This window comes from Aeribacillus sp. FSL K6-8394, assembly GCF_038008865.1.
GTDB classification, from domain to species: Bacteria; Bacillota; Bacilli; order Bacillales; family Aeribacillaceae; genus Aeribacillus; species Aeribacillus composti.
This window is the reverse complement of sequence record NZ_JBBPAA010000001.1, coordinates 285,307-300,748: the sequence shown is the minus strand read 5'-3', so window position 1 is coordinate 300,748 and position 15,442 is coordinate 285,307. Positions and strand designations below refer to the sequence as shown.

The window sequence follows — 15,442 nt, the reverse complement described above, 5'->3', positions numbered from 1 at the left end:
AGAAATATCAATTGAATTTTTTCAACTCAGTTGACGTGAGCGAATATTGAAACCTTCCCTTCAGCCATTTAATTTAGATAAGAAAAAACAAAACCGTCATGTTATAACAAAATTGTTGATGACGCCTCCTGTTCGATATATTGTTTAACTAATTTATAGCAATCATCAATATGTTTATTTCCTAAATATTTCATCGTTGCAAAGCTGATCCCGGCCGAAACCCCTATTCCAATGAGAGGAATAAGTTTGCTCGTCTGTTTTGCCGCCATCCGGGTTGCAGCTTTTTTCACCAAGCTCAGCACCAATTTTTTGCCAATTGTTCTTCCGATGAGTTCATTTCCTAATGAAGTTGCCAGTACGATAATGAGCTCTTTTGTTTTCGCATCCAATTGATCAACTTGCTCTTTTGATAAACCAAATTTTTTATTGATCTCATTTAGCAGATCTTTCACAAGTGCAGCATCCACCGTCACATCAATACCCGGAATTGGAACAGCTGCAGCAATAGCAGAAACAGATGAACGTCTATTCACTAATTTACGGCATTCTTCCCGAATTTGATCCAATTGTTCGATCGTTTTTGGCAGCATTAAAAAAACCTCCGTTCCTAAATCATTTCTTCTGTCATCGCTTCAATGACTGCATCGCTATGTAAAAAGAAGGCGGCAAATATAATCACCAGCCAATTCAAGGGCAAGCGGCAATAAAACGTTGCAGCCGCAAATTATTTTTGAAAGCTTTGCTTCCCCTTTTTAAGGCTCCTTCTAAAACTTGCGATTAGAAATAGTTTTTGCTTTTTCTCCATTAAATACCCCAATCGTGAAAAAAATCTTTTCTCCGCCTCCTTATAGGAAGAGTATACCATGTTTATAGGCGTTCAGAAATAAAGTCATCTACAAAAAAACCGGAGAAACGAATGAAAGGATGAAGTTAAAAAACTAATAAGCGCTCACAAAAAATTTTTTGTGAACTCAAGATCGTTGAAATTTCCGATTGATCAACACGCTGAACAATGGAAAAACAGCAAGTATTGTTTATTCAATTTTACAATGGGAGCAAAAGGTGTGATTGCTTTATATTTTGAAATGTTTTTCATCGATTCATGCATTTCTATTAGAGGAAAAGCGTAAATTTAACTTTAGTTATTAGCAAATGTGGATCTTAGTAGATTCTGTGATTAACCTTTTATAAATAACAAATAAACGGAAAGCTGACTTTATTAAAGATACAAGAAAATAAACTCTTTTTTGCAAAAAGAAAAAAGCAGGAGTTCATCCTGCTTTAGCTATTGAATCATCTTCAACATAGTAGGGAAAATTTTACAATCTTAACATTACAATTTTAGAGATATGTTAAAAATACTATGAAAATTGATGAAACGTAATTTCAGGGCGGCTGCCAATTCGGATGTTCACTCCTGTTTGTCCAAGACCTTCACTTATATAAAACGGCCGCTCGTTATGGTAATGGAGTCCTTTAATAATGTTCATTCTTGGAAGCTTGCCTTTGTAAAAAAGATGGTACGGCTTTGGCAAATTGATCTGTCCGCCGTGGAAATGACCGGACAGCAAGTAATCAAACGGAATGTTTTCCATTTCAAGAATAACGCTTGGATCATGTGTCAGCACTAATCGCATCCCTTCTTTCACTCCGTGAAAAGCTTTTTGAACATTACTGCGGTTTGTCGTGTAATCATCAATGCCAATAATATTCAAGCATTCTTCTTCAAGCTGAATGGTCACGTGCTCATTTTGAAGTGTTTTTATCCCGTAATGCTGCAGCATTTTTTTCAAAGTTTCAAAGTCTTTTTCCTTTAAAACATAATCGTGATTGCCGAACACAGCATACGTGCCGTACGTTGGATTTGTTTTTCTCAATACTTCCAAGTATGCGGAAAGTTTTGGGATGCTTCTCTTCCGGTCGAGAAAATCACCTGTCAGTGCAATAAGATCAATTGGTTCTGCTGAAATCAGCTCATCTAATTCTTTTGGGCTGATCGATAAGTTTTCAAGGTGTAAATCAGATAGATGGAGTATTTTTATATTCTTTGCAGAAGCTTTCCTATCGGGGCAGCGAACTGTGATTTTCTTAACAGCTACATCCTTTGTATTTTTACTTCCTTTTATTAAAAAGAATATGAAAAGTCCAAGAAAAAATAATATAACAAAAAATAGCATAACCAAACTCCTCTCTCCCCCAAGTATAACGAACTTTCTCAAACGATCCTAGTGGGAGTTAAAGGAATTTGAAAAAAACTCTTAGCTGCAAAAGAGCTCAAACTATTAACAAACCTGCCTTCCGCCTCTGCCGGAAAGACAGGTTTGCCTTTCTTAATTATTTTGCGCATGTCATACGTTAAAAGCTAAAACAAGCATTCATTTTCATATCTACGAAATTCATCCGCTGCTGCCTTGCTGCTCTTTTGCATCAGTCAATCGGTTCTTTGTGCTTCTTTATCTATAAATCGTGCACCTTTCAGCCAGCTAAGTTTTTCCGGTTGTGGCGCTGAACTCTGCAAATTGTTCAAGCTTTGACAAATCGCTAGATGTGCCCTGGATTTTTAAGAAACCATAATTTTACAAATGTCATTTGTAAACTCAACAGGATCTTGGACTGGCAGGCCTTCAATTAGCAAAGCCTGATTATATAAAATGTTTGTGAACAGCTTCAGCTTCTCTTGATCGTTTTCATACGCTGCTTTTAACGTTTGAAAGACTTCGTGATCTGTATTAATTTCAAGCACTTTCTCCGCTTTAATGTTTTGGCTGTTCGGCATAGCATTTAACACTTTTTCCATTTCAATAGTGATTTCGCCGTCTGTTGATAAACAAACAGGATGTGTTTTTAACCGTTTTGATGCTCGCACATCCTTTACTTTATCACCCAAAATGCTTTTCATTTGTTCGAACAGCTCTTTATGTTCTTTTTCAGTTTCTTTTTTGTTTTCTTCTTCGCTAATTCCTAAGTCGCCGCTGGAGACTGATTTAAATTCTTTCTCTTTATATGTCATTAACATTTTGATCGCAAATTCATCGATATCCTCTGTCAAATACAAAATTTCATAGCCTTTATCTGCAACCAGCTCGGTTTGCGGAAGCTTTTCAATTCGTTCATACGAATCGCCCGTTGCATAATAAATATATTTTTGCTCCTCAGGCATTCTTGATACATATTCTTGCAGGGTGACAAGTTTTTTCTCCTTTGAAGAGTAGAACATAAGCAAGTCTTGCAATATTTCTTTATTTGCGCCGAAATCGCTGTAAACGCCATACTTTAATTGTCTGCCAAATGCTTCATAAAACTTTTCATATTTTTCTCTTTCATTTTTTAATAGGTTTTCTAGTTCGCGTTTAATTTTGTTTTGAATGTTTTTCGCAATGATTTTCAATTGCTTGTCATGCTGGAGCATCTCTCTTGAAATATTTAACGATAGGTCCTCTGAATCAACCATTCCTTTAACGAAGCTGAAGTAGTCAGGCAGTAAATCCGGGCACTTGTTCATAATTAACACGCCGTTGGAATACAGTTCAAGCCCTTTTTCATAATCTGCTGTATAGTAATTAAATGGCGTTTTTTCCGGAATATATAAAATCGCCTGATAGCGAACCGTCCCATCTACGCTAATATGAATATGTTTTAACGGTTTATCAAAGCCATAATGCTTTTCGGCATAAAAGTTTTCATAATCTTCATCTGTCAGTTCACTTTTATTTTTCCGCCAAATCGGAACCATGCTGTTGATTGTTTGTTCTTCAACAACCTCTTCAAATTCGTTCTCGTTCTCATTTTTCGGTTTTTGTACTTTGACATCCATTTTGATCGGATAGCGGATGAAGTCGGAATATTTTTTAATGATTTGTTTTAACCGATATTCATCAAGAAATTCGTCATAGTTGTCATCTTCAGTATTCTCTTTGATTTTTAGTATGATCTCCGTTCCGACCTCTTCCTTCTTATATGGTTCGATTGTAAAACCATCAGCGCCTTTTGATTCCCATTTATATGCTTGATCGCTGCCCAGCGCTTTACTGATGACAGTGACAACATCCGCTACCATAAAGGCGGCATAAAAGCCAACGCCGAACTGTCCAATAATGTCATAGCCGTCTTTTAATTCGTTTTCTTTTTTAAAGGCGAGCGACCCGCTCTTAGCAATCGTACCAAGATTTTCTTCCAATTCCTCTTTTGTCATGCCTATGCCTGTATCAACGATTGTGAGCGTCCGCTTTTCTTTATTTGGAATAACTTTTATGTAGTATTGATCCTTTTGAAAGGTTAACGAATCATCAGTCAGTGCTTTGTAATAAATTTTATCGATCGCATCGCTTGCATTTGAAATTAACTCCCTCAAAAAAACTTCCTTTTTTGTATAAATGGAGTTGATCATCATTTCTAATAACCTTTTCGACTCGGCTTGAAACTCTTTTTTTTCCATGACCGCCTCTCCCTTCTAAAAAGCGTATGTGCAAAATGAAGATAAAAATTAGCACTCTAATCAATCGAGTGCTAATCATCATTTTTTTAATAACAAATATTTAATTTTATGTCAACTCCGAATGATTGACCGCTTTGCACTTTTCTTGAGTTTTTCTTTACGAACGATAGGCAACAGTCGTTTTCGAATGAGAAGGGCTTTGCCTTTCCACATAATGGTTGCAAATTTCTTTACCAATCAGGATGTTTTTCGGCACAAAAGCATTCCCTCGCAACTTTCAAGCTTCACTTTTATTGCCAATCCTTCAAGATTTCCCCATTCCTCTTAAAAAATGAAGAAGCATAGTAATCGATCGGTTGATGTCAGGATCTTTTAAAGCCGATAGCAATTGGAAAAAAGAAGTTGTTTCTTCTTTATTGACGCTTGCCGCAGCTTCTTGTATTCCAGCATTCATTCTTGTCGTCATTACCTGCAGCTTTTCGAGATCGATTGTTCCCAGCAGCATCAACAGATTGACGATATTTTTTAAAACATCAATGTTCGGTTTTCTGCTGACTTCCTTAACCACGTTTTCTAGTACTTGATCTTTCCGCGCTAAAAGGGCATTGGCGATTTCCAGAACACCTGCATCGTGAAGCTTCCGTAAACATGCTATGCCTTCTAAAACTGCCTCTTTATTGTCTGCTAACGCTTGCTCGATTTCTAATAAATTTTGCTTTCTTTTTTCTTCTTGTGACACTTCGATTTTTTTGATGGTTGTAATTGGTTTAGCCATGTATTTTCACCTTGCTTCCGGGAAACGTGTAATCGCTGCGCTCCCATTTCTTCTCTACTTTGACCCCAATTTGCGGATTTCTTTTTCCGTTTCGATGGTTGTTTGGCCGAATTGGGGAGTCTCCTTTTTCCTTCAATACGACCATTTTGACGGCAATTTCTTTATATGCCGGTGTGTTCGTATCGCGGTCAGCATGATTGCCTGTTAAACGATTAATAGCCAATTCGCCCGTATCATTCAATGGGATAAAGATTTCATGCTTTTGCACGCGATCCGTTATGTGAACAGGGCCTTTTACAGAGCCGTATTTAGAAATAAGCTTGACAATGGCTCCTTCTTGAATACGGCGTTCTTCAGCCAATTCTTTCGAAATTTCTATAAAAGCGTTCGGGGTTTTCCGGCTGATTCCTTGTGATTTATACGTCATGTTCCCTTCATGGAAATGCTCTAGCAAGCGCCCGTTGTTCACGTGAAGATCATACTCTTCATCTACATCATATAAATAATCGACTTGAAGCGGATAAAGCTGTGCCTTTCCATCGGCAAACGGGAATCGATCTTCATAAAGAAGCGGCGAGTCGGTTCCATCTTTCTCAACAGGCCATTGTAAGCTTGAAAATCCTTCTAAACGGTCATAGGAAACACCGGCAAAAAGCGGTGCGAGCGACGCCGCTTCTTCCATAATTTCTCCCGGGTGCTGATAATCCCAATTGAAGCCCAGCGCTTTCGCCAGCATACAATAAATTTGCCAATCAGGTTTCGAATCTCCAAGAGGCGGCAATGCTTCATACAATCGCTGAATCCGGCGTTCTGTATTGGTAAAAGTTCCTTCTTTTTCTAAGCTTGGGCTGGCCGGCAGCACAACATCTGCATATTGGGCCGTTTTTGTTAAAAATAAGTCCTGCACAACGAAAAATTCCAGCTTTTCAAAAGCGGCGCCGACTTGATTGATATTGGCATCGACAATCCCCATATCTTCGCCAGTCACATATAATGCCTTCAGAGCGCCTTCATGAATCGCTTTAACCATTTGATGATTGTCTTTTCCCGGATTTTTAGGCAATGTCACGCCCCAAGCTTTTTCATAACGGCTGCGGACTTTTTCATCCGCTACCTTTTCATATCCCGGGAAAAAGTTCGGCATGCTTCCGAAGTCACTGCACCCTTGAACATTGTTATGGCCGCGCAGCGGATAGGCTCCAGTGCCCGATTTGCCGTAATTGCCTGTCACTAATAACAAATTGGAAATGGCAGTACTCGTATCACTTCCGCGCTGCTGTTGAGTGACTCCCATCGCCCAGCAAATGACCATTGTTTTAGATTGATGAATCGTTTCAGCAACCTTGATCAGCGTGTCCTTGGAAATTCCCGTCACTTCTTCCGCATATTCCAACGTAAACGGCTCTAAGCTACTTTTATATTGTTCAAAGCCGTTCACTCGTTCTTTGATAAACTCTTCATCATGCCAATTTTGGTCAATGATGTATTTCGTTACAGCTGACAGCCAAACAAGATCCGTTCCCGGCTTTGGCCTGATAAACATATCGGCCCGCTCCGCCATTTCATGCTTTCTTAAGTCAAACACGAGCAGCTTTTGTCCATAAAGTTTTTGCGCTCGTTTGATTTTTGATGCCAAAACCGGATGCGATTCCCCTGTATTGGCGCCAATAATGATGACAAGATCAGAGGAAGCTATGTCAGAAAAAGATCCTGAATCACCGCCATAGCCGACAGTACGAAATAGTCCAACCGTTGCTGGAGATTGACAATATCTTGAGCAATTATCAACATTATTCGTTCCTATCACTTGACGGGCAAATTTTTGCAGTAAATACGATTCTTCATTCGTTGCTTTGGAAGAAGCTATAAATCCTAAAGCATCAGGGCCATGTGCATCTTTTATTTCTTTAAACCGTTTTGCAACATATCGAATCGCCTCATCCCATTCAACTTCTTTAAAATGGTCGCCTTCCCGGATCAGCGGTTTTGTCAGCCGTTCTTCACTATTGACATAATCCCAGCCGAACTTCCCTTTTACACAAGTGGAAATTCCGTTTGCCGGCGATTCCGGTGTTGGTTCAACTTTTAAAACTTTTCTGTCTTTTGTCCATATATAAAATGAACAGCCAACTCCGCAGTATGTGCAAACTGTTTTCGTTTTCTTGATCCTTTCCTTGCGCAGCTCAGCTTCTGTATCTGAGATGGCCATTAGCGAACCGTATCCTGTTTCCACTTCCTTCGTCAAATTAATCATCGATCGTAATGTACCAGGTTCTACATTTGTTAAAAAGCCGGCTTCCCCTAACATTGATTTTTCCATTAAGGCATTGCACGGACATACAGTTACACATTGGCCGCAATTTACGCAGCTGGACTGATCAATCGGCACATCGTTGTCCCAGATCACACGAGGCTGCTCTCTGCTCCAATCAATCGTCAATGTTTCATTTACTTGAACATCTTGGCACACCTCTACACAGCGTCCGCATAATATGCATTGATTTGGGTCATATCGATAAAATGATCCTGAATAATCCACTTCATACGGTTTTGGTTGGAACGGAATGCTTTGATGTTCAATGCCTAAAGCTTTAACCGTATTATGAATTGTACAATCTCCATTGTTTTTATCACAAACTGTGCAATATAATTCATGATTTTTTAAAATTTGATCCATCGCTAATTTTTGAGATTCTTTTACTTTAGAAGTCTCTGTTTCAACAACGAGTCCTTCTTGGACTTTGTAGCTGCAGGCTCGTACAAGCTCCCCGTTTACTTCCACCATACAAGTATCACATGTTTGAATTGCGCCCAAGCTTTCATGATAACAAACGTGCGGTACATCCATTTCATGTTCGAGCAAAGCCTGCAGAAGATATTGATTTTCCCTTGCGGTTATTTCTCCCCCGTTGACCGTAATCGTTACATTTCCCACGATACGTTCCCCCTGTTATTTTGTTATTCTGTTGCTATGTGTATAAATGTTCATTTTATTTTCCCGTATAAACCCAACAGTTGTAATGTTTAAATCTTCTGCCAATTGAAGTGCCAAATTTGTTGGAGCCGATTTTGATAGAAGTATACCGCATCCAATTTTCGAAACCTTCAGCACTACCTCTGAGGAAATCCGCCCGCTGAAAGCGATTATTTTATCATTTAAAGAAATGCTTTCGTTTAGACAGAAGCCATATAATTTATCTAAAGCATTATGTCGTCCAATGTCAGAAAATGTCTTAATCAATCCCTCTTTTGAACATAATGCCGCATGATGAATGCCTCCAGTACGCTTAAAAGCCGATGAAGCTTCATGTAACATTTCCATTAACTGAAAGCATTGTGCGGCAGAAATCATCATGCTGCTCAAAATCGTTTTCGCTGTTTTCACATCATTATAAAAATAAAACTGTCGGCTTTTTCCGCAGCAGGAGCCGATAAAGCGTTTGGAAACAAACTCTTTCTTATCCCCTATCGGCTGATGCAAATGAACATAGGCAAACCCCTTATCCTCATCAATTTGAAGCGCTTTCACATCTGCTTTTATGCGGATTATCCCTTCTGAAGCTAAAAAGCCCAATACAAGCTCCTCTACATGGGACGGCGAGCATACTAATGTGGCGAATTCCTCATTGTCCACAAAAATTGTTAACGGATACTCTATCGCAATTTCATCTATCACCACTTTCTTGTTTTGATGATCAATTTTGATTATTTCTCTTTTACAAATAATTTCTTTTTCCATAATGGGAACCTTCCTTTTTAATCACACCTCTAAAATAAAATATTCGACAGAAGCAGAAAAAATCCTTTTCTTCTTTTTTCTCTATTTGTCCATACAAGGAAACTGTTTCACTGGAAAACCTAAGCTGGGTCAGGCTGGGAAAAATGAGGGGAGAAATATATATCTTTCAAGCGACATCGACTGATTTTGGCAGACTGCTTGTTCGAAAAAATCATCCATTGATCATTGTCTTTTATCGTGCCAAACAGCTGGGGAAAAGCAACTGAAAAATGTAACCCCTCTGCTTTTTCATCTATCCATCTAATAAGCTATTCGGTCATTCCTTAACCAAAATCTACCGTTTGAAATTATTAGCAAATTTTTCACATTCTCTGCTGCCATTTTTCAATGCACGGAATATTTAACTGCTTGCACTTGTGTACGATCGGAGCGCATACCGCCAGAACCGGCGCGATATCCATAAGAACAGCCCGGCAAGTACAACGGATAGGATTGTTGTCATCCCGTTCCATTTTCCAAGCAAAGACAACGCCGGCGTGCTTGTAATAAAGGCAGCTGGCAAAATGTATGTGAGCACGATGCGAAGCCAGCCTCTATACATTCCGATTGGGAACCGTGTTGTTTCAAAAAATGAATTAAAAACAAACGATAGATCATCGATTCGAATAACCCAAAAGGAGGTGGTCATCAGCATCATCCACAGCGCGTAAATCAGGACAAGCGAAGATCCGATACTAATGAAAAACATCACTGCATCCATTATTGTCGGCATATAATGTTTTTGTATTAACGCATAGATGATCAAGCCGATGCCAAGAAGCACATCAATTAAGCGCCAAAACACTAAATGGCGGAAGCTGACATAAAACATGCTGTCGACCGGCTTTGTCAATACATAATCAAACGTCCCCATGCGAATATGCTGCAGCAGACGGGACATGTTGGGCCGCAGGGCAAAATCAATCAATCCTTGCAGCGTATTGAATATACCAAGAAGCAGCAGAACATCCGCATATTTCCAACCGCCGAGGTTATCTGTTTGATAAAAAAATATTTGAATTGTCAAAATAGCCATCCCAATGCCAAACAAACTCGACAGGAAATTCCCTAAAAATTCGCTGCGATATTCGAGCTCCTCCACTAAACAAGTCCGAAAAAATTCACAAAAAATGCGCCAATGTCTTTTCACATTATCCCCCCACAGCTTGGTTTTTCCTTAGACCAGCCTTCCAAAGCAACAATACTGCAAGCATAAAAAACATGCACCAAACTGCAGCCCATCCAAATCCGTACACAATATCCATCCCTTGGACGCTTCCGGTCAAAATGTCGATTGGAAACCCGACCATATATCGAAAAGGCAAATAAAAGCTGATCGTTTTCAAAAACGGCGGCAGGAGCGACATCGGTGCAATGCGGCCCGACAAAAAGAGAGACACCGCTTCAAACATGCCGTACAAAGCCGTCACTTTTGTCACCCAAAAACCTAACAGACCAAATGTGTAGCTGAATAAAAAACGAATGACCGCTGCCAATAAAAGCGCACAAAAGAATAACAGCCACTGCGCCGCACTTATTTGATCCAGCCGCAGCGCCGGAATAAAGACCGCCAATAGGCCCCATGCCGGAATTAAAATGACGAAAAATAACGCTTTATACACGATATTTTCAGCAATGGCCCAATGTATCGGGTGAAACGGACGGACAATTTGATAAGAAAAGGTTCCCTCCCTTATTTCCCGCTCCAATTCCCAAACGTCCCAAGCGCTTGTCATGCGTTCAACAAAAATCAATGCCGCAAAGTAAAAAATAAACTCATTCTCCTGATCAGGATCAATATTCATCCAGACCATCATCGTGATCAGCGGCTGAACCATGGCTCCTGTCATCCACACGATCGTCGCCAGCCGGTAGGCAAACATCTCCACATATTTCATGCGAAGGAGAACAGAGTATTTACGAAACATGTGCATCCTCCTGAAACGCGAGCGTTATCACTTCTTCCATCGGCGGGTCTTCTATATTTAAATCGCGAACATCAAACTGCTGCAAAAATCGGGAGGATACCTCGTGAATGCGTTCCCTCGGCACACGAAGCGTGACTTTACCCTCTTTTGCATCGACTAATTCGCCGTATGCATCCCATGAAATATCGGGAATGGACGAAAGCTGAACCTCTAGCAATTTATACGGCGTCAATTTTTCCGTCAACATGTCCAATTCACCGTCATACAACAGCTTCCCATGATTAATAATGAGCACCCGATCGCACAGCGCTGTCACATCGCCCATGTAATGCGATGTCAACAATACTGTCGTTCGGTGCTCGCGGTTATATTGTCCTATAAAGCGGCGGACTTTTTCCTGCGTATGGACATCCAAGCCGATCGTCGGTTCATCCAAAAATAAAACCTTCGGCCGATGCAAAAGTGCGGCTGCTAATTCGCATTTCATCCGCTGTCCGAGAGACAAACTCCGCGTTGGTTTCGTCAAGAGCTCTTCTAACTCCAGCAGCTCGACAAGCTCATCCAACGTTTGCCGAAACGCACGGTCTTCTATTTCGTATATCGCTTTATTGACGAGAAACGTTTCCATCGGCGGAATATCCCATATGAGCTGGCTTTTCTGTCCCATGACTAAACTCATGATCTTCTTAAATTCCGCTTTTTGTTCAAACGGTACATATCCGGCAACTTGAATGCTCCCGGAGCTTGGATAAAGCAAACCGGCCAGCATTTTAATTGTCGTTGTTTTCCCCGCTCCGTTCGGCCCTAAAAATGCGACAATTTCTCCCGTAGGAATGGTAAATGAAATGTCTCGCACCGCTTCCACAGTACGAATTTCCCTCTTAAACAAACTGCGTACAGCCCCCGTCCACCCTGCTTGCCGAACGTGAACTCGAAATTGCTTGTACAAATGCTTTACTTGAATTGACATAGTGCCTCCCTCTGTTTCTTCGAACACCATGGGATTACGCCATTGAAACAATCATTGTGAAATCGTCTCAATTAATTCTAATCGAAAATCACCAACCTGATTTTTTTTGTACAAATTCGTCACAGAAGTGGAATAATTTTGTATCGTCCCCCTAAAGTTCAGGTCTCTTTCAGGAACTGACACATCAAACGTTTGCTGATACAGCAGCGTCGTAATATCATGATATTCATCGCTTCTCACCTTAAAAGCAAAACGAATTTTATGTAATGGCTCACCGTTTGGTTGATGAACCACTTCCTCTTCATACTCCTCTACTTGTATCTCTACACCATTCAATATTACTTTCTTCACCATACGATCCATCCCTCCAGGGCAGCTGTTTATAAAAAATCATAGCACGAACGCTTCCTGCCCACAAACTAGCATGCTTATGAATATACAACATAAATTCGAAGCTGTTTTGACTCTATTTACCCAGATGAACAGCAGCTAAAAACCCGTGCGATTTAGAACGGACTATGTAACATTTTTGATTTTATATAGTCAAGATGAATGCAGCCGTTTTTTGTTTGCCAAAAAATATACATTTAGAGGCGGCAGCAACAATCCGTTCGATTACGGATTCAAACGTTCTGCCAATTTCGCAGCCAAACATAAACAGAATCTTATTGGCTGCTTTTAGGCTTTTTAAGCCAGGGAAAACATGTATTTTTTTTCACAGGACTTAACCCAATATTTTCTTAACCCGGCAGATAATCCGATATGATTTGAAAATCATGTATATTCTTTAAATATTTGTACAAACATATGTTGAGCAATGCTGATTTTTTCAGATTTTGCAAATGGTACAGGATTCCTTAATTGATATAATATGGAATAAACTAAGCGAAAAGAGCCAATGTTCACATATTTTTCATTCTCTATATATACATTTGTCAAAGAGAATTGACAAAAGCACATTTTTATAAAGTAAAATGAAATTATATTGTATTGGTTCATCCTGATCATATACTCATGACCGGTTTCAAAGATTTATCCCATTCAAAAGGAGGAAATAAAATTGTTATTTGAAGACCCCGTATTCAGCAGTCGAATGCTGACTATCCTTACACTTTCTTTTCACGCTATTTACGCAACCATTGGGGTAGGCGTTCCGTTGATGATCATGATTGCCCAGTGGGTTGGGATCAAAAAAAATGACGAACATTATCTTTTAATGGCTAGACGTTGGGCGCGGGGGTATGTCATCACCGTAGCTGTCGGCGTTGTAACAGGAACTGCGATTGGACTCCAGCTGTCATTGCTCTGGCCGAATTTTATGGAACTTGCCGGAAATGTGATCGCATTGCCACTTTTTATGGAAGTATTTGCTTTTTTCTTTGAAGCAATCTTTCTCGGAATTTATATGTACACTTGGGAACGATTTAAAAACCAGCGGAAGCACCTGCTCTTTCTGATTCCTGTCTCCCTTGGCGCCACCTTTTCTGCCTTTTTTATTACCATCGTCAACTCTTTTATGAATGCGCCACAAGGGTTTGACATTGTAAATGGTGAACTCATCAATGTCAATCCGCTGGGTGCGATTTTTAACCCGGCCATGCCGACAAAAGTCGCACACGTAGTCGCATCCGCCTTTATGACAGCCGCCTTTACGCTGGCATCTATTGCAGCATTCCAATTATTAAAAGGCTCCAACCATGTTTATCATAAAAAAGCCTTGTTTTTAACTATGAAAATAGGACTGATTTTCTCCATTGCAACAGCTGTTATCGGAGATTTTTCCGGCAAATATTTAGCTGAGTACCAGCCAGAGAAATTGGCGGCAGCGGAATGGCATTTTGAAACAGAAGGAAATGCTCCTCTAGTCATGTTTGGTATTTTAGATGACGAACAAAACATTAAATATGCACTTAAATTCCCATATTTGCTCAGTATTTTGGCGCATGGAGATCCAAATGCAGAAGTTATCGGACTAGACCAATTTTCAAATTTTGAATCTCCTCCGCTTTATATTCATTATTTTTTTAATATTATGGTATCCATTGGCGTTTTCATGATTTTATTAGCACTTATCTATTGGATTGGAGTGAAGCGCGGATGGGCTTTCATCAACCAAAAATGGTTCCGCATGCTCATTGTGCTCGGAGGGCCTCTATCTTTTATCGCGATTGAGGCTGGCTGGTGGTTGACTGAATTTGGCCGTCAGCCTTGGATCCTTCGCGGAATTATGACAACGAGTGAAGCAGCAACTTCAAGCGGCCATGTAGGTCTTATGCTCATTCTTTTTGCCATTTTGTATTTGATTTTAGGAATCGGCACGATTGTGATTCTTCGCCGGTTGTTTAAAAATAATCCGGTGGAAAGAGAGCTTGAAAATCGATTAGGCGGTGAGCAGTCATGAGCTTGGAGATTATTGGGATATCCGTCCTTTGGATCTTTTTGTTCGGCTATGTGATCGTTGGATCCATTGATTACGGCGCTGGATTCTTTAATGCTTACAGCATTTTGAGCGGCAAGCAGCATATATTGTCCAAAATTATTCAACGCTACCTGTCTCCCGTTTGGGAGGTAACCAATGTATTTTTCGTTTTCTTCTTTGTTGGGATTGTCGGTTTTTTCCCAAAAACCGCATTTTATTATGGGACAACTCTCCTTGTTCCGGGAAGCATTGCGATTATTTTGCTTGCCATTCGCGGGTCTTATTACGCATTTGAAACGTATTCATCAAAAGGGCATAAAGGGTATGCCTTTATGTATGGATTGTCTGGATTATTGATCCCTGCATCATTATCTGTCGTCTTAGCCATTTCTGAAGGCGGATTTGTCTCGATGGTGGATGGGCATCCAGTTTTAAACTACGTAGCATTGTTTAAAAGCCCATTATCTTGGAGCATCGTCGTTTTAAGTATTACGGCCGTCCTTTATATTTCAGCTGTTTTTCTTACATGGTACGCGAATCAAACTGGTGATACAGACGCAACGAATTTAATGAGAAAATATGCTCTTTTCTGGGCATTTCCTTTAATCATAACAGCTTGCGGCATCATTTATGAACTGAGCTATCACAACCAAGAGCATTTTGAACGCATCCTTAATTTATGGTGGATGTTCGCTTTATCGTTTCTTTTATATGTCGGGACTGTCTGGCTCATTTGGAAAAGAAAAAATTATGGATTGGCATTCGGATTGTTAGTAGGTCAATTTCTGTTAGCTTTCTTTGGATATGGAATCTCCCATTATCCGTACTTGCTTTATCCATATTTGACCATTTATGACAGTTTTACAAACGAAGCTATGGCCATTTCCCTGATCATCGTTTTTATTTTAGGATTAGCCCTTTTGCTCCCTTCCCTTTATTTACTAATAAAACTGTTTCTGTTCGATAAAGATTATGTGAAAGGGCAAAACGCAAAATAAGGAGTGTGGAACGATGAAGACTTTTTTAATTACGTTTGCCCCCTTTCTCGTGCTATTCGCTGCTGTAGCTTTATCATTTTGGACAGCAGTGAAAGATGAGCTCATATCCAAAAGAGGATAAAAATTGAAGCAAGCTTAG

At 39.9% G+C, this 15,442-nt stretch carries 14 protein-coding genes; 4 read left to right on the top strand and 10 right to left on the bottom strand.

Features of this window, described 5'->3' with window-relative positions:
- Positions 1-101: 101 nt before the first annotated feature.
- The 10 genes from NSR00_RS01350 to NSR00_RS01305 all read right to left on the bottom strand — a co-directional run bounded on the left by NSR00_RS01350 (position 102) and on the right by NSR00_RS01305 (position 12,240).
- Positions 102-590: a hypothetical protein gene (locus NSR00_RS01350; RefSeq protein WP_340786481.1), complete on the bottom strand. Its 489-nt coding sequence runs from the start codon at positions 588-590 to the stop codon at positions 102-104.
- Between the two features lie 771 nt (positions 591-1,361).
- The gene (locus NSR00_RS01345) at positions 1,362-2,177 is read right to left on the bottom strand and encodes a metallophosphoesterase (RefSeq protein WP_340786478.1); all 816 of its coding nucleotides are present in this window, start codon (positions 2,175-2,177) and stop codon (positions 1,362-1,364) included.
- Between the two features lie 383 nt (positions 2,178-2,560).
- The gene (gene htpG, locus NSR00_RS01340) at positions 2,561-4,435 is read right to left on the bottom strand and encodes a molecular chaperone HtpG (RefSeq protein ID WP_340786475.1); all 1,875 of its coding nucleotides are present in this window, start codon (positions 4,433-4,435) and stop codon (positions 2,561-2,563) included.
- A gap of 304 nt (positions 4,436-4,739) precedes the next feature.
- Positions 4,740-5,210, bottom strand: a complete 471-nt coding sequence (locus NSR00_RS01335; protein ID WP_063386390.1) for a DUF1641 domain-containing protein — start codon at positions 5,208-5,210, stop codon at positions 4,740-4,742.
- Positions 5,203-8,148 carry a formate dehydrogenase subunit alpha gene (fdhF, locus tag NSR00_RS01330; RefSeq protein ID WP_340789104.1) on the bottom strand — a complete coding sequence of 982 codons (2,946 nt, stop codon included), beginning with the start codon at positions 8,146-8,148 and terminating at the stop codon, positions 5,203-5,205. Before fdhF ends, NSR00_RS01335 begins: the two co-directional genes overlap by 8 nt.
- 12 nt (positions 8,149-8,160) lie before the next feature.
- Positions 8,161-8,949, bottom strand: a complete 789-nt coding sequence (gene fdhD, locus NSR00_RS01325; protein ID WP_340786472.1) for a formate dehydrogenase accessory sulfurtransferase FdhD — start codon at positions 8,947-8,949, stop codon at positions 8,161-8,163.
- Positions 8,950-9,349: 400 nt separating this feature from the next.
- Positions 9,350-10,138 carry an ABC transporter permease gene (locus NSR00_RS01320; protein ID WP_327863096.1) on the bottom strand — a complete coding sequence of 263 codons (789 nt, stop codon included), beginning with the start codon at positions 10,136-10,138 and terminating at the stop codon, positions 9,350-9,352.
- A gap of 1 nt (position 10,139) precedes the next feature.
- Positions 10,140-10,916: an ABC transporter permease gene (locus tag NSR00_RS01315; RefSeq protein ID WP_340786470.1), complete on the bottom strand. Its 777-nt coding sequence runs from the start codon at positions 10,914-10,916 to the stop codon at positions 10,140-10,142.
- A complete protein-coding gene (locus tag NSR00_RS01310; RefSeq protein ID WP_340786468.1) occupies positions 10,906-11,886 on the bottom strand; it encodes an ABC transporter ATP-binding protein in 981 nt (326 codons plus the stop codon). Before NSR00_RS01310 ends, NSR00_RS01315 begins: the two co-directional genes overlap by 11 nt.
- 51 nt (positions 11,887-11,937) lie before the next feature.
- Positions 11,938-12,240 carry a DUF3219 family protein gene (locus NSR00_RS01305; RefSeq protein ID WP_063386396.1) on the bottom strand — a complete coding sequence of 101 codons (303 nt, stop codon included), beginning with the start codon at positions 12,238-12,240 and terminating at the stop codon, positions 11,938-11,940.
- A gap of 145 nt (positions 12,241-12,385) precedes the next feature.
- Here NSR00_RS01305 and NSR00_RS01300 point away from each other — a divergent pair, with 145 nt between their 5' ends.
- The 4 genes from NSR00_RS01300 (at position 12,386) to cydS (ending at position 15,424) form a co-directional block, all read left to right on the top strand.
- The gene (locus tag NSR00_RS01300; RefSeq protein ID WP_130156745.1) at positions 12,386-12,568 is read left to right on the top strand and encodes a hypothetical protein; all 183 of its coding nucleotides are present in this window, start codon (positions 12,386-12,388) and stop codon (positions 12,566-12,568) included.
- A gap of 411 nt (positions 12,569-12,979) precedes the next feature.
- A complete protein-coding gene (locus tag NSR00_RS01295) occupies positions 12,980-14,287 on the top strand; it encodes a cytochrome ubiquinol oxidase subunit I (protein WP_445659570.1) in 1,308 nt (435 codons plus the stop codon).
- Positions 14,284-15,303: a cytochrome d ubiquinol oxidase subunit II gene (locus NSR00_RS01290; protein ID WP_340786457.1), complete on the top strand. Its 1,020-nt coding sequence runs from the start codon at positions 14,284-14,286 to the stop codon at positions 15,301-15,303. Before NSR00_RS01295 ends, NSR00_RS01290 begins: the two co-directional genes overlap by 4 nt.
- 13 nt (positions 15,304-15,316) lie before the next feature.
- Complete coding sequence (gene cydS, locus NSR00_RS17980) at positions 15,317-15,424, top strand: cytochrome bd oxidase small subunit CydS (protein WP_431520658.1); 108 nt, start codon at positions 15,317-15,319, stop codon at positions 15,422-15,424.
- Positions 15,425-15,442: the final 18 nt, after the last annotated feature.